Source organism: Mariniphaga anaerophila (assembly GCF_900129025.1).
Lineage (GTDB): Bacteria > Bacteroidota > Bacteroidia > Bacteroidales > Prolixibacteraceae > Mariniphaga > Mariniphaga anaerophila.
Genome location: NZ_FQUM01000006.1, coordinates 87,886 through 107,694 on the forward strand (window position 1 = coordinate 87,886; position 19,809 = coordinate 107,694).

General features: G+C 39.7%; 22 protein-coding genes and 1 tRNA gene. 16 read left to right on the forward strand and 7 right to left on the reverse strand.

What is annotated here, in order from left to right:
- Positions 1-99 precede the first annotated feature (99 nt).
- Positions 100-3,081 carry a response regulator gene (locus BUB08_RS13190; protein WP_073002363.1) on the reverse strand — a complete coding sequence of 994 codons (2,982 nt, stop codon included), beginning with the start codon at positions 3,079-3,081 and terminating at the stop codon, positions 100-102.
- Positions 3,082-3,464: 383 nt separating this feature from the next.
- Between BUB08_RS13190 and BUB08_RS13195 the strand changes: the two genes are divergently transcribed.
- Positions 3,465-4,772, forward strand: coding sequence for a site-specific integrase (locus BUB08_RS13195; protein WP_073002364.1), 1,308 nt, complete (start codon positions 3,465-3,467; stop codon positions 4,770-4,772).
- 72 nt (positions 4,773-4,844) lie between these two features.
- Here the strand turns inward: BUB08_RS13195 and BUB08_RS13200 are convergent, their stop codons facing one another.
- Entirely contained in the window at positions 4,845-5,435 is a 591-nt protein-coding gene (locus BUB08_RS13200) for a helix-turn-helix domain-containing protein (RefSeq protein ID WP_083570766.1), read from the reverse strand.
- A gap of 86 nt (positions 5,436-5,521) precedes the next feature.
- On the opposite strand from BUB08_RS13200, the gene BUB08_RS20365 reads away from it, so the two are divergent.
- From BUB08_RS20365 to BUB08_RS13255, 11 genes are all read left to right on the forward strand, one after another.
- Positions 5,522-5,692 carry a hypothetical protein gene (locus BUB08_RS20365; RefSeq protein ID WP_175550008.1) on the forward strand — a complete coding sequence of 57 codons (171 nt, stop codon included), beginning with the start codon at positions 5,522-5,524 and terminating at the stop codon, positions 5,690-5,692.
- 3 nt (positions 5,693-5,695) lie between these two features.
- Complete coding sequence (locus tag BUB08_RS13210; RefSeq protein WP_073002367.1) at positions 5,696-5,968, forward strand: helix-turn-helix domain-containing protein; 273 nt, start codon at positions 5,696-5,698, stop codon at positions 5,966-5,968.
- A gap of 11 nt (positions 5,969-5,979) precedes the next feature.
- A complete protein-coding gene (locus tag BUB08_RS13215) occupies positions 5,980-6,288 on the forward strand; it encodes a hypothetical protein (protein ID WP_073002368.1) in 309 nt (102 codons plus the stop codon).
- Complete coding sequence (locus BUB08_RS13220) at positions 6,285-6,545, forward strand: hypothetical protein (RefSeq protein ID WP_073002369.1); 261 nt, start codon at positions 6,285-6,287, stop codon at positions 6,543-6,545. The genes BUB08_RS13215 and BUB08_RS13220 overlap by 4 nt, the downstream gene beginning before the upstream one ends.
- Entirely contained in the window at positions 6,526-7,566 is a 1,041-nt protein-coding gene (locus BUB08_RS13225; RefSeq protein ID WP_217651619.1) for an AAA family ATPase, read from the forward strand. Before BUB08_RS13220 ends, BUB08_RS13225 begins: the two co-directional genes overlap by 20 nt.
- 195 nt (positions 7,567-7,761) lie before the next feature.
- Positions 7,762-8,622 (forward strand): toprim domain-containing protein, encoded by an 861-nt coding sequence (locus BUB08_RS13230; RefSeq protein ID WP_139249705.1) that lies wholly within the window; start codon positions 7,762-7,764, stop codon positions 8,620-8,622.
- Positions 8,619-8,936 (forward strand): hypothetical protein, encoded by a 318-nt coding sequence (locus BUB08_RS13235; RefSeq protein ID WP_073002372.1) that lies wholly within the window; start codon positions 8,619-8,621, stop codon positions 8,934-8,936. The genes BUB08_RS13230 and BUB08_RS13235 overlap by 4 nt, the downstream gene beginning before the upstream one ends.
- A gap of 306 nt (positions 8,937-9,242) precedes the next feature.
- A complete protein-coding gene (locus BUB08_RS13240) occupies positions 9,243-9,449 on the forward strand; it encodes a hypothetical protein (protein ID WP_073002373.1) in 207 nt (68 codons plus the stop codon).
- 17 nt (positions 9,450-9,466) lie between these two features.
- Complete coding sequence (locus BUB08_RS13245) at positions 9,467-9,793, forward strand: hypothetical protein (protein ID WP_073002374.1); 327 nt, start codon at positions 9,467-9,469, stop codon at positions 9,791-9,793.
- Between the two features lie 12 nt (positions 9,794-9,805).
- A complete protein-coding gene (locus BUB08_RS13250; protein WP_139249706.1) occupies positions 9,806-10,375 on the forward strand; it encodes a hypothetical protein in 570 nt (189 codons plus the stop codon).
- A gap of 7 nt (positions 10,376-10,382) precedes the next feature.
- Positions 10,383-10,841 carry a hypothetical protein gene (locus BUB08_RS13255; protein ID WP_073002376.1) on the forward strand — a complete coding sequence of 153 codons (459 nt, stop codon included), beginning with the start codon at positions 10,383-10,385 and terminating at the stop codon, positions 10,839-10,841.
- Between the two features lie 99 nt (positions 10,842-10,940).
- On the opposite strand, the gene BUB08_RS13260 is transcribed toward BUB08_RS13255, so the two are convergent.
- Positions 10,941-11,012, reverse strand: a tRNA-Arg gene (locus tag BUB08_RS13260).
- A gap of 480 nt (positions 11,013-11,492) precedes the next feature.
- On the opposite strand from BUB08_RS13260, the gene BUB08_RS13270 reads away from it, so the two are divergent.
- Positions 11,493-12,869 (forward strand): TrpB-like pyridoxal phosphate-dependent enzyme, encoded by a 1,377-nt coding sequence (locus BUB08_RS13270; RefSeq protein WP_073002378.1) that lies wholly within the window; start codon positions 11,493-11,495, stop codon positions 12,867-12,869.
- 73 nt (positions 12,870-12,942) lie between these two features.
- Here the strand turns inward: BUB08_RS13270 and BUB08_RS13275 are convergent, their stop codons facing one another.
- The 3 genes from BUB08_RS13275 to BUB08_RS13285 all read right to left on the reverse strand — a co-directional run bounded on the left by BUB08_RS13275 (position 12,943) and on the right by BUB08_RS13285 (position 17,249).
- A complete protein-coding gene (locus tag BUB08_RS13275) occupies positions 12,943-13,902 on the reverse strand; it encodes a lipoate--protein ligase (RefSeq protein WP_073002379.1) in 960 nt (319 codons plus the stop codon).
- Positions 13,903-14,086: 184 nt separating this feature from the next.
- On the reverse strand, positions 14,087-16,468 hold the full coding sequence (locus tag BUB08_RS13280; RefSeq protein ID WP_073002607.1) for a TonB-dependent receptor: 2,382 nt from the start codon (positions 16,466-16,468) through the stop codon (positions 14,087-14,089).
- A gap of 22 nt (positions 16,469-16,490) precedes the next feature.
- Positions 16,491-17,249 (reverse strand): hypothetical protein, encoded by a 759-nt coding sequence (locus tag BUB08_RS13285; protein WP_139249707.1) that lies wholly within the window; start codon positions 17,247-17,249, stop codon positions 16,491-16,493.
- 97 nt (positions 17,250-17,346) lie between these two features.
- On the opposite strand from BUB08_RS13285, the gene dtd reads away from it, so the two are divergent.
- Both dtd and BUB08_RS13295 read left to right on the forward strand, forming a co-directional pair.
- Positions 17,347-17,802 (forward strand): D-aminoacyl-tRNA deacylase, encoded by a 456-nt coding sequence (gene dtd / locus BUB08_RS13290; RefSeq protein ID WP_073002381.1) that lies wholly within the window; start codon positions 17,347-17,349, stop codon positions 17,800-17,802.
- A gap of 2 nt (positions 17,803-17,804) precedes the next feature.
- On the forward strand, positions 17,805-18,149 hold the full coding sequence (locus BUB08_RS13295) for a nucleotide pyrophosphohydrolase (RefSeq protein ID WP_245820203.1): 345 nt from the start codon (positions 17,805-17,807) through the stop codon (positions 18,147-18,149).
- Between the two features lies 1 nt (position 18,150).
- Here BUB08_RS13295 and BUB08_RS13300 read toward each other — a convergent pair whose 3' ends face one another.
- On the reverse strand, positions 18,151-19,125 hold the full coding sequence (locus BUB08_RS13300; RefSeq protein ID WP_073002382.1) for a polyprenyl synthetase family protein: 975 nt from the start codon (positions 19,123-19,125) through the stop codon (positions 18,151-18,153).
- A gap of 180 nt (positions 19,126-19,305) precedes the next feature.
- Between BUB08_RS13300 and BUB08_RS13305 the strand changes: the two genes are divergently transcribed.
- Positions 19,306-19,608: an ArsR/SmtB family transcription factor gene (locus BUB08_RS13305; protein ID WP_073002383.1), complete on the forward strand. Its 303-nt coding sequence runs from the start codon at positions 19,306-19,308 to the stop codon at positions 19,606-19,608.
- The last annotated feature ends 201 nt before the right edge of the window (positions 19,609-19,809 follow it).

Below are 19,809 nucleotides of genomic sequence, written 5' to 3' on the forward strand. Positions count from 1 at the left end.
CTTCCTTTCAACCCATCCACTACCTTTTTAAATCATATTTACCAGGAATAAAAAAAAATGTTCCGCTTCATTTCCAGATCATTTCTTTACTTCAAAATCTCAGGCCAACGGAGTTTTTTCTCCGTTTTCCTGGCTCTGACCATAAACGAGAGATTCTTCCAACACCGGGTTGAAAACGGTTTTAAAATTTTCTATCAACTGTGGTGTCTTATCGTAATTTTCATGAACCTCCTTTTCCAAAGTAATGGTAGCCTTGTACAATTCTGTTGCCCCAATGCTGCCCGACATTCCCTTTAAAGTGTGCACCATCCGCAATACGAGTTTTTTGTCGCCGGCATGAAATGCCTTAAGTAAATTTGCAATGAAATTCTCGTTGTTCTTCCCGAACTTAGCGAAAAACCGGAAATACAATTTTCTATTTCCACCCATCAGTTTCAGTCCTGCATGTACATCAACATGCTTCAACTCCGGAATTTCCATTTTAGCCACTTCATCTTTCTTCACAGGCAAAACGGAAGCGTTCCTCTTTTTTCCGCTTAAATAAGTAAGCAATGTCCCGAACAATTCGTTGGGATCGATGGGCTTGGCAATATATCCGCTCATTCCCATTTCAAGGCAACGCTCTTTTACTCCCGGAAAAGCGTCTGCTGTCATGGCAACAATGGGAATACCGTCACACAATTTGCTTTCCCTGATTTTTGCAGCCGCTTGGTAGCCGTCCATTACCGGCATCTGAAGATCCATGAAAATAAGTTCGTAACGGCCTGAGTTTCGCATTACCATTTTCACGGCCTCGTCGCCATTGTTTGCAACATCTACAATGCAGCCAACTGATTCTATCATTTCTGAAGCTACCTGCTGATTTACATCATTATCTTCCACCAGAAGAACAACTGCTCCCTTTACCGCATCAAAAGAGCCCTGTTTGTACAAAACCTCGCCGGCTGCTTCATTTACAACCACCCGTTTCCCGAACGATTTCATAATCGCATCAAACACAGCAGAAGGGCCTGCCGGTTTAATCAGCAGACTGGAAATTCCAAGGCGCCTGACTTCATCCTGAATTTTTTTCTCGTTGTGGGCAGTCACCATCAGAATGGTCGGCCGATTTTTGATTTTTTCGTTTTCCCTGATTCTCTCGGCAGTTTCGATACCGTCCATCCCCGGCATAATCCAATCGAGCAACAACAAATCGTACGGCTTTTCCACCTCCTCTTCGAGTATTGCAATTGCCTGCGCGCCAGACTCCACCGTGGTCACCAAAAAAGAAAAGGACTCCAGCGTATCTTTCAGAATCTCAAGAGAACTTTTATTGTCGTCACAAACCAGAACCTTCAGACCTCTCAGCTCACTATACATCACTCGATTGTCCATCTTTTGCCGGGCCGCTTTTTTAAACTTTGCGGTAAAATAAAATGTACTGCCAACACCAACTTCGCTGTCAACACCAATTGTTCCCCCGAATAGGGCAACCAACTGTTTACTAATGGCAAGTCCGAGCCCGCTTCCGCCGTATTCGCGGGTTGTTGAGCTGTCAGCCTGCGAAAAAGAATCGAACAAAATTTCGGTTTTATCTGCAGCGATTCCAATTCCGGTATCTTTAACAAGAAATCGCAACGTTACTTCATTTTCTTTTTCCTCTACCAGTTTCACCTTTAACACAACTTCTCCTTCAGAAGTAAATTTGATGGCATTATTTATCAGGTTCATCAGTACCTGATTAAGCCGGAGCGGATCCCCCACAAGCGACAACGGCACGTTACTGTCGATTCCGGTAACAAGCTCAATTTTCTTTTGCTGAGCCATGAACGTAACAATATTGGTAACATTCATTATAACCGTTTCCAAATCGAAATCGATGTTTTCCAATTTCAGTTTTCCCGACTCCGCCTTGGAAAAGTCGAGGATATCGTTAATTAAACCGAGCAGGATTTGCCCCGATTTTTGAATTTTTGAGACGTAACCGAATTGTTTTTCGTCCAAAGAAGTTCGCAGCGCCATGTGACTGAGGCCGATAATAGCATTCATCGGCGTACGTATTTCGTGGCTCATTTTTGCAAGGAACTCACTTTTTGCGCGATTGGCAGATTCGGCTTCTTCTTTGGCAATTAAAAGCTCGTTTTCAAATTTTACCCGCTCCGTTATATCCACAAAAACCCGGGCAACAAACCATTTTTCGTTCTCATCCTGATACGGAATGTTGGTTACCTGCACCGAACGATTCCCCTCGCAGGGAAGTTTTTTGTCATACACCGCAATCTCCCTGGAATTGAATCCATCATTCAACATGCAGCCGGAACATGATTCATTTGCGTTTTTACGGTACTCAAAACACTTCTGACCGCCCGGTTCCCCGTATTCTTTTTGAGTTTTAGGATCGACATACTGAATATTAAGATCCTCATCAACAATTTCGAACGTAGTATTTGATGCCTGAAGAATAAATTTAAACCGTCGGTTTGCATCAATAATTTTACGCTGATGTTTTCTGGAAACGACAAACAAAATCAGAGCAGTAATCAGAGCAAATGTTATCAACGAAAAAAGTCCGACAAGAAAAACCAATTGCTTCGTTTTTCTTTCGGAACTTCGCTGAAGCATTACAACAAATGAATCGATATTGTTTAAAAGATGGACGTTATTATTAATGACGTAATTAAAAGATGACTCACTTTTGTTTTCCAAAAAATCCTCAACTTTAGGTTGGAACTCATTCCACAAGCGATTAATTACTCTGATTTGCTGCACAATTGAAGAATCTTCCATTACAGGCAAAGTTCTGAACCGGGTCATTTCAAGATCCAGGGGAGCATTCCCTCCGTCTTTCATCGCGCTTTCGGTTAGCTGAAATACTTTCATGGTTTGAAGCACATCAGCCTTTTCCAAACGTCCTTCTTTAAACAGAATAGTCTCCTTCGTCATCTTTTGCGACAACATTCGCTGTCGCCCCGCCAGGTTTATTCTGATACTATCAAACTCATGGGACTTCAAATTGTAAAATATCAAAACGGAAAAAACAAAGATTTCGGCCAACAACAAAAAATATACTCCTCTGATGTATGTTGTTTTGGTCAAACGCATAAAAAAAAGTTTATATGATTGAGCTAATTTACCTTTTTTTTCACTTCAGACCTCTCATATAATATTCTATTTTTCAACACGAAATAACAAGCAAACAATTTCCACGCGCATGCGATGCAACTTCAGATAATTCGGGGACTCTTGGCACATACAAAAAAAGATGGACTAACAACCAACGTGTTAATCCATCTTTTGTAGTCCCACCAGGAATAAATATATCTTTTCTCGATTTAGCCCATTCTTACTATACCTACTAGTTAACAGACATTTATCGAAATATTTTTTTTTGAATTTATTTTGATTTTATCCCTTTTTTTACAGAAATCGTTCCCCCAAGTCGTTCCCCTTTTTTATATTTGAAGTAAATTTTCAGCTTCAAATCTATGGCTAAAATAGGGTTTCACCTCAATATGAACAAAAGGGACAAGAACAATTTTGTTCCAATCCGGGCGAAAATATCCGTCCAATCAAAGGCAGTTTATAAAAACCTACCTTTCAAAATTAAAGTTACCAGGGATGCAAAATCAGGCGTTTGGAAATGCAATAACTGGAAAGACGAAGACCAAAAATTATACAATCTCAGAAAAACCGATAAATTTCATGAGTACTACAATGAAATAAACGCTGCCCTGGATGATTGGAGAGCAAAAGCAATCCGACTGTTTAACGACTGTCAACTATCTGACGTTCCCCTTACTGTTGACCTGGTGAAAAAATTCTTTGCCGGCGAAGAATTGAACCTGAGACCCGCAAAAAAGGATTTTTGGAAAGCTTATGATGAATACCTGAAATTTGCAGAAAAAGAGTTTAAACCCAACACCAGCAGAATGCACAAATCCAATAAAAAAAAGCTCCAGGACTTTGAAGCGGATACCGGGTACAAACTAACCTTTAACAGCGTGAACCTATCCTTTTTTGATGAGCTAAAAGAATACATCCTTTTCACAAAGGGACACGAATACAACTATCTGCCAGCCATTACCAAAAGACTAAAGGCTTTTATGAATTGGAGTTATGAACGGAAATACCACAACAACCAGGAGTATTCAAAACTATCGGCATCTGAAAAAGAAGGAACAATTATTTACCTGACTTTTGATGAGTTAAAACAACTAATTAACTTCCCTTTCAAAAACAAAACATTACAGCGAATTAGTGACTTTTTTTGCTTCGGTTGTTTAACAGGAGCCAGATACAGCGATTTAAACAAATTAACCAGGGATAATATTTATGGGGAACAATTAAGGTTCACAACAGAAAAAACCAATCATCTTGTTATTTTGCCAATACAGCAAAGCCACAAAGAAATATTAAACAGATATTCAGGACAATTTAAGCTACTTCCAAATTATCAAAACCAAAGCTTAAACAGGTACTTAAAAAAGGCATGCAAAGAGGCCGGGATTGTTTCTACAACCGAAAATATTCTATTCAAGAAAAACCGAATTGAAAAAGAATATGTACCAAAGTATGAATTGATAGGCAGCCACACAGCCCGAAAAACATTTATTTGCCAGAATCATGCAAGGGGTATGGATATTCCAACAATTATGGCCTGCACCGGAATTAAAAATGTGAATACGATAAGACGGTATCTCGAAGTTTCAACCGACACAATAGACAATCAATTAAAGAAAACATTTGATGGACTGGTAGAGCCGAAGGAAAAAGAACCTGGCGGCATCCAATAAAATTCTGATACGAGATGTAATAAACACTGTGTTTATTTTGGTACCGGTCAGCACCAATTTAGTTCTTTTCAGTTATATTCTTTTTAACCTTGGACGAATATAATTGATAAGACTTTCTTTATTCCCAGGATCATAAGGAAGACCCTCCACTTCCTTTAAAAGTCCTTCCACATCGTTAAAATCTCTTTTTACAATTCGTTCTGGATTCTCTTTCCTACGTAATGCTGCCGCAACTTCAACGAGTATATCACTACTTGACAAAAATTCAATAATCATTTTTTTATCACTCAACTGCTCTTTCAATGATGAAATTTCAGTCTTAAGTCTCTTAATTTCAACCTGCATTTCTTCAATATTGGCAGGTGATTCAATTTCAAACAACTCATTGAATGATACTCCCAAAGCTCTGGCAATACCTTTTCCATATTCAATAGAAATTTTCCTACTCTCTGGATTATTGGGATTTTCAATTTTCGCATAGGCAGCTTGAGTAATACCAAGAATATCTGCAACATCCTGCTGACTAATTTTCTTTTCAGTCCTAATCCTCTTTATTTTTTTAAAAATATCCATAATGCAAATATATTGCTTTTTGGAATATTTAATGATAAAAATAGTAGATAATTGATTACAAACTAGGCAGCATATGACTATAAATTCCATTTAGGAATTAATTTTATATAGTTTCGTTATATTATTAAAAACTTATTTATATTTGCATTGAAATTAATTTTAAAAAAATGCACAACATGAAAAAAATTCAGATTCCAAAAACGGAAAAAAAAGTAAAAATGCTTGCAGTACCAGTTACTCAGACCGAACACCAAAACATCAAAAAGTATTGCAACGAGCAAAATGTTTCACTTGCTACTTTTATCAGATTTGCACTTGACAATACGTATAACCTTAACACACTTTAAGTAATGGAAAAAGAAAGAGTATTAATCGCAACAGACAGCACAACACTAAAAAACGTGCTCAACGAAATTCTAAAGTCTAACACAGACACCAAAACAGTTCCGGGCATCGAGAAAGACAAGCTAACAAAAAAGCAGGCTTCCGAACTGGCCGGTATCTCAATTCCTACATTGAATAAACAAATCAAAGCTGGGAAATTTAAAGTTTACAGCATTGGCGTAAAAAAATACCTGCTCAAATCTGAGATGGAAAAAGCATTAAGAACCTCAAATATTTAAAAATTGAAATTATGGAAAAGCTCATCGAAAATTTAAAAGAATTAATTGCCGACAACTGCGGCGGAATCTCAAAACAATTGGCCAACGTTCGTGATGTTGTAATTTACGACATGCCCCTGGAACTATTAGAAACCGGTATACAAAGCGATTTAGCCACGCTCAACAACGTTACAAAAATCATTGCCGAAATTGAAAATAAAATGTTTTCCCAGGAATCGAAAAAAATAACGATACTGCAGGCAGAACTGGAAAAAAGCCAGGAAAAAATAAAAAAGCTCGAAAGCCTATTATCCTCTCCCCTTAAAATAGCACAGGGATGAAAGAAAAAAGCACGTTAAGATTATTGACTGAACTGGTGTTAATCTGCGAAGAAAAGCGCACCGAAGAAGCGTTAAAACTTTTACGGAAATTACCAAAAACAAGGGAAACCAGGCACTTAAAAAAAAGCCTTCTGAAAGCCGACCAGAAAATCCGTGACCAGTGCAATTTTGTTTTGAGAATTGACAGAATTGGAGAGAGATACGGAAACCACAATCATCATAATGGAGCGAACAAACATGAACCAGGAAGAAATTAAAAAAATAATCGAAGGTTCTCTATTAAAAGCTGACCATGAATTTGAAAATCCGCCTATTTGCCTTGAAATTATGGGCGATTATGGGAATCAAATTTTTTCAACACTCGGTAACTTCTCTACAATACTTGCGCGGCCAAAAGTTGGGAAAACCACATTTTCGGCAATACTAGTAAGTTCTTTACTTTCCGCAAAAACTCATTTAAAATTTGCTCCAAATTTGCCAGATAAAAGAAAAAAAATTATCTGGATAGACACAGAACAGGGAACGTCCGAATGCGTAAGAACACTAAGGTTTATTTCAAAAAAGGTAACAGGCAACGAAAAAAAACACCCTGAAAATTTGTACTTTTTATCATTAAGAAAGTATGGACCTCAACAAAGAAGCATTATAACAGAATATGCAATAAATTTTCTCAAAGATGCTTCATTCGTAGTTATTGATGGAATTCGAGATTTTGCCACATCAATCAATGACGAAAAAGAAGCCACAGCAATAACAGATAAACTGCTGAAATGGACTCAGGAAAAAAACATTCATATTCTCACAATACTTCATCAAAACAAAGGTGATTCGAACGCCAGGGGACACCTCGGAACCGAATTAATGAATAAAGCTGAAACAGTAGCAAAGTTGAGCAGAGAAGAACCCAACGGAACTAGGGTAACAATTGTTGAACCGGAATTCACCCGACACAGAGATTTTGAAAAATTTGCGTACTCCTTGAATGACAACGGCGACTTAATCGAAGAAAATGCTGTTCAAGGTTACCAGCCTCAAAACCCGAAGGTAGATGAGCTAACAGTTTACCAACTTGAAGAAACTATCCGAAAAACATTTAACGGAACCGGCTCTTTAACATATGGCAACCTGTGGCAAGGGTTAAAATCGTCTTTAAAAACAATTGACATAAAGTTTGGTGACAATAAGTGTAAAGAACTAGTTACCTCTCTCCAAAACAGGAAATTTCTAAATTATAACGAAAATTCAAAAAGCTATTCACCAAATATCCCAAAAGTTTAGCGGTTTAGTTTAGCGGTTTAACTAAACTAAACCACTTATATTGTTGATTTTCAATATCATACGAACAAAGACATTTAAACCGGTTTAGTTTACCCTATTATATAAGGACAACAATTAAACTAAACCACTTAAAGCACTAAAAACGAAACACTTAACCGGTTTAATCAATTTTGCTTGACAGAAAAACAAAAAATTATGAATTGCAAACAAGCCAAACAGATAAAAATTGAGGATTTTTTGAAGAACCAGGGAATAACACCGGCAAAAATTTACAGAAACTTTTTTTGGTATAAAGCTCCCTACCGAAAAGACTCAAACCCCAGCTTTAAAGTAAATACAACAAAAAATGTTTGGTATGATATGACAACCGGAACCGGCGGGAATATAATCGACTTAACATTACTAATGTACAATACTGATTTAACAGGTGCTTTACGCATTCTTGAAAAACCCGGTTTATCTTCCCCATCTTTTTCTTTTTCAGACACGCAAAAAACAAACTTCCCAGGTATCGAAATAAAACACATCCAGACGCTTCAAAACCGCGCCTTAATACAATTCCTCAACAAAAGAGAAATATCGCAATCATTAGCCGCCAGTTTTATCCAGGAATGCTATTATTATGCCTTCCCAGGACAAACAAAAGCTTTTTTTGCAATTTGCTGGCAAAACATCAAAGGCGGTTACAACCTTCAAAACGCATTCGGGAATAAATATATTGCCGGCGCAACCGGTGTTACGTTAATAGAGGGAACAGACAAAACAGCAAATATTTTTGAAGGAATGCTTGATTTTCTTTCAGCTCTGGAATATTTCAAAATCCAAAAACCTGAAAGTACAATCATAATCTTAAATTCAATCACCAACCTGGGAAGCGTAAAAGACAAACTAAAGGAATACTCACATATAAATCTCTTTCTGGATAACGACATACCAGGAGAAAAAACCGCCACTGAAATTAAACTCATCCATTCCGGGGTAAAAGACTATTCAAAAATCACTTATCCGGGGTACAACGATTTTAACGATTTCATCTGCAAAAAACCACAAACATGACGGGAATACATAAACCAATAGATTTCTCTCCTACAACTAAAAAACTTTTAGCACAGGTTTTAGGAATAAGTAAAAGCCAATTGAACAGGGAAATGAGTCATTTGAGCGATGAAATTATTACTAAATTTCCTAAGTATAGAAAAGAAAAAAGCATATTAGCCCTAGACATGTTCTATTGGTTATGCGGCGAAATTGGAGGCATAAACCAAGAAATAGCAGTTTATCGCATCTGCGAAATAATACCCAATTATAAAGACCAAGACATTGAAAGGATTGAAAAAGCCTACGGATTGAATAAAAAAAATCAATTCTAATCGAACCAGAATACCCCGGAAAACTTTTTAGTATTCCCATACATCCCCAATTGAATTGACCTCAAAATTTTTCACTATACATTTGAATCTATGGAGACAAAGGGTTCATTTAAAATTTGTGATTGCATGATTGTTTGGTTTTAGCCATATCTATTCTGCCAGGTTTAACAGTGTGGGCAACATTAAAACCAGATGCAAACATTGTTATGATCTGGTGGAATAGTGGGCAAAACAACCTTAAAACATCGGTAAATCAGTGTAAACAAAGAAAAACACCAATTATGGTAAACTTTAAATATTTTAAACATGGAACAAATAACAGTAAATTGGAAACTACTATTCGGAATACTTGCTGCAATGTTTATTGCATATAAGATTGGGAGGAATTCCAGCAGGTCTAAAAAAGACAGCAAAAAATTGTCAATTGATACTGCCCCAGCTCCGGGAGAAGAAAGTGAGACTTCAACAGACGCGGAAGAAAAAACGGAGACTACCAGCGAAGAAGAAAAATAACCCCAAAAATAGTTAACATGAAAAACACAATTTTAGCAGCAATCGTTTCCTTTATTCTTATTTACATTTTAAGAAAAGGAGTAGAATCAGCTGAGAAATCAGGTGAGAAAGTGGACATTTTTACCGCTTTCCAAAAGGGAATTAAGATTACGATTGAAAATTTCACGAAGAAAGAAGAGCCAAAAACCACTGTTGAAACAGATGAGACTGAATATGAAGATTGGAAGCCGGACAATAGTGACATGGCAAATTTCACCAATTCGTTATGCAAATTTCATGGTGCAAAATTAAAGAAACAACGGGGCGCATTCCATCTCCCTACTGTTTATTCCCATTCAAATTAAAATACAGCAAACATGTCTAAAAGAAATTTGAGAACCGTAAGTATAAGAATGGCACAAGATGCAATTGAGTATTTAAACAGTAGTTTCGATGAATCAGGGGCAAACTCCAAAGGTGAATTCATAGTGCAATTACTGGATAAATACAATTCTGCACCAAGTGAACCAGAGGTAAAAACGGTTACCATTGAAAAGCCACTCCAGGCCAATGAGTTATTAATAAAACTAACCCCGGCCCAGATGTTTGCAATCAAAGGGCATATTCTTAGCACCCCTGATTTTGCAGAGAAACAAAACAGTATAATTGACAAATTAAAGGGCAACGCCCCGCTTATGTATTTTGGACACCTGTTCGATCCGGAGCTTCAAAAACTATGGGTTCGTAACATTCCAATCAGGAAAACCATGTCCGAAGAAGAAAAGGAAACAGTAGTAAGACACAACATGGCTGCTTTCCTTACCAACATGTTCCTTTCTCATCTTATTGAAGGAAATTTAGGCGATTCAAAGATTAATGCTAAAATTCTTAAAGCATTTATTCAAAAATCGAATATGCCAGCAAAGGAAAACAGCAATCCTAAATGAACACAACATGAATTATGTAGTTAACAACCCCACTGCATTAGTAAACCATCCCAACCTGACATTAAGTCCTCTTGTATCTTCTGATTCAAAATATGAATTTAGTGCATTCTCTTTAAGTGATATTGCAGACGTATTTAAAGGCAATAAAAATTCAAGCAGTGATTCGAGCAATGATTCGAGCAATGATTCAGAAAATAATTCATCTGGAATATTACCATACGTTTTGGGCACAATTGGAGATATTGCCTCTGTTTTACCTCAACTAGGAATTGGTTCCCAATCGAGGATTAACGAAACCCAAGCAACAGCAGATGCAAGCACACAGGTGATTAACGCCCATCTGGCCGCCGCTAAATTCAAACAGGAAGTTGCAGAAGAAAAACACAAAGACCAAAAAGAGATAATAGTTATCGGCGGAACATTTATACTTATTATTATGGTCGTATTGTTTACATTGAAAAGCTAAAATTCCATCTCCCTACCTGTGTTTTTCGGATTTCGTTCCCTCTACGTTCCCCTGAAAAACAAAACGGGCTAACTTTCAATTCGTTAGCCCGTTTTCCAGTAGTCCCACCAGGAATCGAACCTGGATCTACAGTTTAGGAAACTGCTATTCTATCCGTTGAACTATGGGACCATCCGTTTTTCAGGTGTGCAAAAATAGCTAAAAACAGCTTCCCCGACAAATCATTTAAAAAATATTGCTGCAATTTGCCTTTTTCATTTAAATATTGAGAGAAAGCAAGTTCAAAACCCCGCTGCCATTCGCAACAATTCACGTATTTTGAAACCTATTATACTCAATCACACCATTTGCATAATGCGAAAGCCCGACAGATAGGATTTTGTTTTGTAGCAAAATCTCAGAAATACAACCAACAGAGACGGAATAATAGCAAACGCGAATCTGTTTTTAAAATAAAATATGTAATTTTAACGCTCGAAAAAGAAATCATGTATCAATCAGCATCATACGGAAAAGAATGGCACTGGCGCAACGTAAAAATGGAAGCGCAAGAACAAAATATTAATATACCCGAATAATCAAAAGAGGGATTTGTTGTATTGCAGCAAATCCCTTTTTTATTGAATAAATGATCATTAAAAAAATAGAATCATGACCAGACAAAAGAAAATTTACCTCGAAGAATCGGAAATGCCGAAACAATGGTATAACCTGGCACCCGACCTGCCAAATCCGATGAATCCGCCACTCGGGCCCGACGGAAAGCCCCTCACTCCGGAAATGCTGGCGCCGGTATTCCCGATGAATCTGATAGAACAGGAAGTAAGCCAGGAACGCTGGATTGATATTCCTGAAGGCATCCGCGAAATACTGGTACAATGGAGGCCAAGCCCACTGATACGTGCTTACGAATTGGAAGAAGCACTGGGAACTCCTGCAAAAATATATTACAAAAACGAAGGCGTTTCGCCAGCCGGAAGCCATAAACCAAATACTGCCGTTGCGCAGGCATGGTACAACAAACAGTTTGGCATTAAAAAATTAACCACCGAAACCGGTGCCGGACAATGGGGCTCCGCCCTTTCGTACGCCTGCGCTCAGTTGGGCGGAATTGAGTGTAAAGTATTTATGGTGCGTGTAAGTTTCGATCAGAAACCGTTCCGCAAAATGATGATGCAAACCTGGGGAGGAACCTGCATTGCCAGTCCAAGCACCGAAACACAGGCTGGCCGCAACATCCTCGAAAAATACCCGGACACCCCGGGAAGTTTGGGAATTGCCATTTCTGAAGCTATTGAAGCTGCTGTTACCGACCCGAAAGGCGAAACAAGATATTCGTTGGGTTCTGTGCTCAATCATGTAATGTTGCACCAAACCATTATTGGGCTCGAAGCAAAAAAACAGTTGGCCAAAGCAGGTATTAAAAAGCCAGACATCGTGATTGGTTGCTGCGGTGGCGGAAGTAACTTCGCTGGTATTTCATTCCCGTTTATGTACGACAAAATACATGGAGAAGACATACAGGTAATTGGTGTAGAACCGTACAGCTGCCCCACCCTCACCAAAGCTCCTTTTGTGTACGACCACGGCGATGTAGCCAAAATGACTCCGCTGCTGCCGATGTACAGCCTCGGGCACTCATTCATTCCTGCGCCTATTCACGCCGGAGGGCTACGCTACCACGGAATGGCTCCGCTGGTTAGTGCGGCATTGCGAGACGGATTAATGGAAGCTCAGGCAGTTCACCAAAGTGAATGCTTCGAAGCAGGACTGCTCTTCGCCAAGACCGAAGGAATTATTCCGGCCCCGGAAACAACGCATGCCATTGCTTCTGCCATTCGCGAAGCTAAAAAGGCAAAAGAAGAAGGCAAAGAAAAAGTCATTCTGTTCAACTTTAGTGGCCACGGATTAATGGATCTGGTTGGTTACGACAAATACATGTCAGGTCTTTTAAATGATTACGAATATCCGGAATCAGAAATTCAAAACAACCTGAAAGACTTAAAAGGCTATCCTCAACCGAAATAGTTTTTAAATTAAGTAGCAGAGACACGAAGCCGTAAAGTATAAACTCTTTGCGCTTCGTTGTCTTTGTCTTTTTTTACAGAAAAGCAAAAACCAACTCTTTTGAAACCTCCTGGCCAACTAGGCTCAGCGTTCGTTTAATTTCTCCGAACGAATGCCGTTCTCCCCTGAGCAAATCACCCAGCAACGCCAAATTGCTTTCCGAAAAATAATTCCCCGAAACCATCGCCTCTTTAATTATTCCTTTTTCAACTTTCAGTTCAATTTCCAGATTTTTGCCTTCCGAAATAAATTCATTTACAAAAACATATCTGGGAGAATATCCGTAATTCCATTCCCACGTACTAAATTTTTCGTCCACAAGTTTCTGTACTGACTGGTTGTCGTTCGCAGTCAATTCATAAACCGAATTGCCGGGATGCCCAAGCTGAACATCCAGCAAAAACGAGCTAAAATCAGTTACACCCCAGTTGTTCCCCAAAAACGGCAAAATGTTGGTCACCGCACTTCTGTTAGACAACACTGCTTTCCCGTGATATTTTCCCGGAATAACTTTAATGGACTGCCCAAGTGTTTCGAGGTTCGAATTAAAAAGAAGAGTGCCATGGTGCAGTACCCTGTTCTTAAAAACATGCTCGGCGTTTCCCGAAATCTTTTTGCCCTCCACCAGCAAATCGTTCCGGCCTGAGCTGGTTGCGGTAATTCCCAGTTTTCCCAGTGCTTCCACCACCGGCCGGGTAAACTGGCTAAAACTAATCTCGCCGGGGCTTGTTACGTTTTTTATGTAAGCAAAATTTACATTTCCTTTATCATGAAAAACTGTTCCACCTCCCGAAATACGCCGGGCCACCTTAATGTTATTTTCGTGAACGTAAGGATAATTAATTTCTGCCATGGCGTTCTGATGCTTCCCCACCACAACGGCATTTTCACTTTGCCAGAGCATAAAAATATCATCCGAAAAATTTTTCAGTAAATATTCTTCTGCGGCGAGGCAAAAAAATGGATCCTTATTTTTTAGTTGAATGCAAATCATAGCTGCTAATTTCAATCTGCGATTTACAAATAGTAATTTACATTTTCCAATGTAACAGAAACTTTTTATTCACTTGCCCACACAAACAGAAACATCTTCACAAGGAACATTGACAAAAAAAGGCTTCAGCTGCAAAAATCCAGACAGCTAAAGCCTCATCAACCAACCATTCTCAAAAAGCATGTTAAAATTGCAGGATTATTCCAATTGTAGGCAACACGGTTCCGGCACTATTTTTCACTCGTCGCAACAAGTAACGGGTTTCATTGTCGGTTAAAATAAAATTTCCATTGTCGTCGGTTGCACGAACAATAATATCCTGTTGTTCCGCCTTAAAACTGTACATATTCTGGATATCGAGGTAGAACTTCATGGTTACTTTATTGAGGTAATACGCTTTGTCAACACGCACATCCAACTGATGGAAAGCAGCAAATCGTTCAGCGTTTAGTCTGGCGAAATCAAAATACGGGCTACCGGTCAGGTTCCAGGCTTCCACCAGCGAACTGCGCTCCATGTCGTATGGAGTGTAAGGCAATCCGCCCACAAAACGCCATCTTCCGCCAATACTCCAATTTTTCTTCAATTCGGTAGTAGATGTTATATTTAGCAGGTGCCGCGAGTCCCACCCAGTTGGAATATACTCGTTGGTGCCATTCAAAAATTCGCTGCGCACAAGTGTATACGACAAGTTCAGGTTAAAACCGTTCGAGGCATTCACCCTGGCCTGAAACTCTGCTCCGTAAGCACGCCCCTCTGACTGCGAAAGGACTTCCTCATCGCCAACTACCCCGTAATCGGCACCTTTGTTGGCCAGGCTGATATTGTCTTTTACCGAGAACGGATAATTTTTGTACCCCTTCCAAAACCCTTCCAACGTAAAAAGCACCGTTTGTTTTGGACGAAATTCAAGCCCGCCAATCAAATGGTCGGATGAAATATAAGTCAAGTCGTTTTCTTTATTTATCAGCTCTCCATTTTGTTTGAATCCAAGCGTGGTGTACGACGGCAGTTGATAGTAGCGCCCGGCATTAAAATTGACGCTCCACCGGCTGGTTAAATTGTACGATGCAGAAAACCGTGGAGAAAACTGCTCCAGCAAATTACTCATACTCGAAGAATAATTGTTGGCATCGGCGCGCAGTCCCAATGAAAGTGTCAATTGCTCCCGAAACAGTTTCCTGCTGGCTTGGGCAAACAGTCCCCATTTTACAACGTTCAGCGATGTGTTGTAATCCACATTCAAAATTCCATCTCCATAAAATCTCCGTTGCTGAGTAGCGTTTGTGTACGTAACAAAATCCAGATTTGCCCCGAAATTCAGTTTTGTTCCATTCATTCGGATTGTATTCTCAAACCTGATTTTGTTTTCAATTTCTTCAGAAGAATAATCCAAAATTTTGTTTTCTTCGGAGCTGTCGTCATTGTCGAAATACTTGTAAGCTCCGTTATTCAGGTGACTCCGGCTTAGCACCACCGTTTGATATCCGGTGTTACTAAAATGTTTATACACGGCACCCACTGTATAATTCCATTGTTCGTTTACCGGAATCTGGCTCAGTATAAAACTCTGCTGTTCATCCGGATTTTCAATGTCAAGATTCAAATCGAACACATCAAATGCTCCCAGCCCGATAAAAGTAAGCTCGTTTTTTTTGTTGAGACGCGACCGAACTTTGAACTGCATATCTGTAAAATTAGGAAGAAAAGGAAGCTCGAGCACGCTAAACAAAAACTGCAAATACGAACGGCGGGCAGAAAAAATAAAAGTCGTTTTTTCTCCGACGGGGCCGTCGAGGGTGGCTGCCAACTCAGATGCGCCCAGTGTTCCCTGAAATTTCAGTCGGTCGCGATTGCCATCCACCTGAAAAAACTCAAGCACGCCGCTTAACGCATTTCCGCGGTTAGCCGGAAAAGCACCGGAGTAATAATCCACTTCGCGTAAAAAATCGGCGTTAATAATTCCCACCGGTCCGCCCGAAGCACCCTGCGTAGCAAAGTGATTGATAAAAGGCACTTCGACACCATCCAGGTAAAACCGGCTTTCGGACGGGCCCCCGCCACGAATAATCACATCGTTGCGATACGCGGGAGTTGACTGAACTCCCGGGAACGACTGAATTACCCTTGAAATATCGCGATTGGCGCCGGGGCTTTTCTCAATCTCTCCCAGCCCAATACTTCGCAACGAAACCGGGCTTTCTTCTGTTTTTCGGAAAGGAGATGCAGTTACCGTCACTTCCTCAATCTGCTCTCGTTGCTGCTCCATTTCAATTTCAACGGTATTTGTGCTGGCCACACTCACTTCAACCTCTGACGACACCGCACGTTTGTATCCAACAAACGAAGCTTCAACACGCACAAACCCTGGCTTCAATCCGGAAATAATAAAATCACCGTTCAAATCGGTAATCGCACCGGTGGTGGTTCCTGAAATAATGACGTTAACAAACGGAAGCGGCTCGTTACTCATGGCATCCACAACCCTTCCTTTTAAAGAAGCGTTCTGTGCGGAAGCGAGTATTGGTAAAATAAACGTCAAACAAATTATGTAAAGTACTTTCATGGTTTTCTTGTTTTGAGTCGGATCATTTGAATCGTACAATTATTTTTTGTGCGATTTCTTTCGCTGTGGTAAGGGTTGTCAAATCAGTATAAAGTTTTCCATCAGCGCCAGTTGGGTGGCTGTGCCCAATTGGATTCATAAAATATTCGGTTTCTTTGTCATCCGGATTTACAATTACCGCATACACCAGAGCGGGTTGCAACGAACCCAGATAATTTACGTTTCCTTCGTATTTACTGTTAATCCAAAATTTGTTGGCATCCCACGGCTGATTAATTTCCAGCAGAACCCTGAACTTTCTATTGCCATAAAGGCTGGTAGCCGTTTCCAACCTGAAATCGCCCAGCGGAGTTGCCGAAGTGACAGCATCCGGAACAGCAGTTTCGGGCGAAGGGACATACAAACCATCCGGTGCCTTGATGTTACGCTTGTGTGCCCAATACGGCAGAGTTGCCGGACGCCGGGCGTTACCAGGTTCGTCTTTCCACTTTCCCTGCGTCAACTCTCCATACCGAAACCAACCTTTTCCAACATAATTGGTTACGTAAAGTGTTTCCAGAAAATTGCCTTCCAAATCTTCAATCCAAACAGCAAAAGAGGGGTGATTAAATGCTTTTCCCTTTAAAAATTCAACCTGAAGCAACCGGCTCGAATTGGCAGGAAAAGTACGGATAACAGTTGGCTCATCTTCCATTCCTCGTTGCGTAGCACAGCTCAACAACAAAAAGAGTGGCAATAAGCACATGGTTTTGGGCACAATGAAAATCAATAACTTCTGCATTTTTGTTTCATCTTTTGTGTTGAAAACATAAACAAAACCAAAGGCAAAAAAGTTTTGTAATTGCTTAAATTTTTAATTTAGCGGAAAATACATTCAAATGAGATTAGTCATTCAAAAAGTATCGGAAGCCAAAGTTACCGTAGAAAAAAAAGTTATTTCATCGATAGGCAAAGGACTGCTGGTACTTATAGGAATTGAAGACGCAGACACAGACGACGACATCGACTGGCTGATAAAAAAAATGGTGCAGCTCCGAATTTTCGATGACGAATCTGGTGTGATGAACCTTTCGGTGCAAGATGTTGGTGGCGATATAATTGTTGTTAGCCAGTTTACCTTGCACGCCAGCACAAAAAAAGGAAACCGCCCATCTTACATTCGGGCAGCAAAACCTGATTTTGCCGTACCGATGTACGAAAAATTTGTTGCAAAAACAGAAGAGGCCTTGGGTAAAAAAATCGGCACCGGCATTTTTGGTGCCATGATGGAAGTTTCGCTGGTTAACGACGGGCCGGTCACAATAATTATTGATTCAAAAATGAAAGACTTCTGATTATGAACACAAAAGAGATAACTATTTCCGAAGCACAACAAATGGTAGACCAATGGATTAAAACCGTGGGAGTGCGCTATTTTAGTGAGCTGACCAACATGGCCATTTTAACCGAAGAGGTTGGTGAGCTGGCACGCATCATTGCCAGAAAATATGGTGACCAGTCGTTTAAAAAATCAGACGAAAAATATAACATGGCCGACGAAATGGCCGACGTACTCTGGGTGCTGGTTTGCCTGGCCAACCAAACAGGAGTAGATTTAAACGAAGCTTTTCAAAAAAATCTGGAGAAAAAAACGAACCGCGACAAAGAACGCCACAAAAACAATCCGAAACTGCGGAGCTAACTTACTTTTTACGAGTGGTAATATACTCCATCAAATCAATAAGCGACGTGCGTGCTTCGCTATCGGGGAACTCCATTAATGCGCTCACCGCTTTGTCCTTAAACTCATTCATCTTTTCAGTGGCATATTCAATTCCGCCTTTTTCACCAACCAAACGAATAAGTTCTCCGATCACCTTGGCATTTTTGTTTTTACGTTTAATCAGGCGCAGAATGCGCTTCCGTTCAGAATCATGAGAATTTTGCAGAACATAAAGCAACGGCAGAGTTATCTTTTTTTCCCGAATGTCGTTTCCCGTAGGCTTTCCAATAATTCCTTTTGCCTGGTAATCAAAAATATCATCTTTAATCTGAAATGCTATTCCTGCATCCTGTCCAATGCGATACATTTTTTCGGGAATCGCCGGATCATCAGTTACAGAAGCCGCACCAATTGCCATGCTTGTAGCAATTAACGACGCCGTTTTTTTGCGAATGATTTCGAAATAAGTTTCTTCGTCGATGTCGAGTTTTCGGCTCTTTTTTACTTGCAGAATTTCGCCTTCACTCATATCCTGAACAGCCTGGGAAATCAGATGCAGAAAGTTGTATTTTTTGTGCTCCAGCTGCAACAGCAACCCTCTTGCCAAAATATAATCGCCAACCAGCACAGCCAGTTTGTTCCGCCACAAAGCATTGATGGAAAAGGTGCCACGTCGTTCGTACGATTCATCCACCACATCGTCGTGTACCAAGGTAGCCGAATGAAGCAACTCAACCGAACAGGCTGCCAGTTGCGAAAAATCGTTGGTTTCGCCATGAAGTTTTGCGGACAAAAAGACAAACATCGGCCGCAGTTGTTTTCCTTTTGTACGGTACAAAAAATTCAGGATAGTTCCTAAAAGCGGCACATCGCTCTTTAATGATTTCCTGAAATATGGTTCAAAATCTTTCAGCTCCTGCTCAATAGGTAGCCTTATGGCATTTATTTTCGACATTCGACAAACTCACTTTTTCCTTTTCGATAACGAACATAGAATAAATTAGTTGAATAAAGTATAATTTCAATAAAAAAAATCAGGCAAAAAATGAATTATTCATAAAGTGTCTAAATTTTAAAAGCCATCAGATTAGTTCCTAAATATTTATATATTTGCATTTTTAAAGAATTCATAAAAATGGTAGATATCAAGGTGTTGGATGCTAATCGATTAAACACTGCAGCAAATATGTTAAAAGCTATCGCACACCCAATGCGAATTGCAATCTTAAAGCATCTGGAAGGCGGCAAGAGACTAACTGTCACAGAGATACACGAATTATTAGGAATTGAACAATCGACCACTTCGCATCATTTGGGCATTTTACGCGACAAAGGTGTTTTGTGCGCAAAACGTGAAGGGAAAAATACGTATTACTATTTGAAATATGATATTCTGAGTCAGATTGTTGATTGCCTCGAGACCTGCACCTGCGAATAGAGAAAGAACAAACGCGCAATTACTGAACACAGACATCACTTTTTGTTCCAATGCAATTGACTCCACTTTCTCGTTAAAAAACCTACCTGCCTTTTTCTTTATTCATCCAATTAAAATTACTACGCAATGCACCGGCCATTGTGCAATCCCCTTTTGTCCAGACTAAAGCATGATATTTTCCGGTATTTTATCAAATACTCC

Excerpts from the sequence above, each read along its gene's own strand:
- BUB08_RS13220 (WP_073002369.1), top strand. The coding sequence starts at position 6,285 with ATGAAAGAAAAAAGCACGTTAAGATTATTGACTGAACTGGTGTTAATC.
- BUB08_RS13250 (WP_139249706.1), top strand. The coding sequence starts at position 9,806 with ATGTCTAAAAGAAATTTGAGAACCGTAAGTATAAGAATGGCACAAGAT.
- BUB08_RS13285 (WP_139249707.1), bottom strand. The coding sequence starts at position 17,249 with ATGCAGAAGTTATTGATTTTCATTGTGCCCAAAACCATGTGCTTATTG.
- BUB08_RS13270 (WP_073002378.1), top strand. The coding sequence starts at position 11,493 with ATGACCAGACAAAAGAAAATTTACCTCGAAGAATCGGAAATGCCGAAA.
- BUB08_RS13190 (WP_073002363.1), bottom strand. The coding sequence starts at position 3,081 with ATGCGTTTGACCAAAACAACATACATCAGAGGAGTATATTTTTTGTTG.
- BUB08_RS13200 (WP_083570766.1), bottom strand. The coding sequence starts at position 5,435 with ATGGAATTTATAGTCATATGCTGCCTAGTTTGTAATCAATTATCTACT.
- BUB08_RS13210 (WP_073002367.1), top strand. The coding sequence starts at position 5,696 with ATGGAAAAAGAAAGAGTATTAATCGCAACAGACAGCACAACACTAAAA.
- BUB08_RS13275 (WP_073002379.1), bottom strand. The coding sequence starts at position 13,902 with ATGATTTGCATTCAACTAAAAAATAAGGATCCATTTTTTTGCCTCGCC.
- BUB08_RS20365 (WP_175550008.1), top strand. The coding sequence starts at position 5,522 with ATGAAAAAAATTCAGATTCCAAAAACGGAAAAAAAAGTAAAAATGCTT.
- BUB08_RS13195 (WP_073002364.1), top strand. The coding sequence starts at position 3,465 with ATGGCTAAAATAGGGTTTCACCTCAATATGAACAAAAGGGACAAGAAC.
- BUB08_RS13245 (WP_073002374.1), top strand. The coding sequence starts at position 9,467 with ATGAAAAACACAATTTTAGCAGCAATCGTTTCCTTTATTCTTATTTAC.
- BUB08_RS13295 (WP_245820203.1), top strand. The coding sequence starts at position 17,805 with ATGAACACAAAAGAGATAACTATTTCCGAAGCACAACAAATGGTAGAC.
- BUB08_RS13215 (WP_073002368.1), top strand. The coding sequence starts at position 5,980 with ATGGAAAAGCTCATCGAAAATTTAAAAGAATTAATTGCCGACAACTGC.
- BUB08_RS13240 (WP_073002373.1), top strand. The coding sequence starts at position 9,243 with ATGGAACAAATAACAGTAAATTGGAAACTACTATTCGGAATACTTGCT.
- dtd (WP_073002381.1), top strand. The coding sequence starts at position 17,347 with ATGAGATTAGTCATTCAAAAAGTATCGGAAGCCAAAGTTACCGTAGAA.
- BUB08_RS13235 (WP_073002372.1), top strand. The coding sequence starts at position 8,619 with ATGACGGGAATACATAAACCAATAGATTTCTCTCCTACAACTAAAAAA.
- BUB08_RS13300 (WP_073002382.1), bottom strand. The coding sequence starts at position 19,125 with ATGTCGAAAATAAATGCCATAAGGCTACCTATTGAGCAGGAGCTGAAA.
- BUB08_RS13305 (WP_073002383.1), top strand. The coding sequence starts at position 19,306 with ATGGTAGATATCAAGGTGTTGGATGCTAATCGATTAAACACTGCAGCA.
- BUB08_RS13225 (WP_217651619.1), top strand. The coding sequence starts at position 6,526 with ATGAACCAGGAAGAAATTAAAAAAATAATCGAAGGTTCTCTATTAAAA.
- BUB08_RS13230 (WP_139249705.1), top strand. The coding sequence starts at position 7,762 with ATGAATTGCAAACAAGCCAAACAGATAAAAATTGAGGATTTTTTGAAG.
- BUB08_RS13280 (WP_073002607.1), bottom strand. The coding sequence starts at position 16,468 with ATGAAAGTACTTTACATAATTTGTTTGACGTTTATTTTACCAATACTC.
- BUB08_RS13255 (WP_073002376.1), top strand. The coding sequence starts at position 10,383 with ATGAATTATGTAGTTAACAACCCCACTGCATTAGTAAACCATCCCAAC.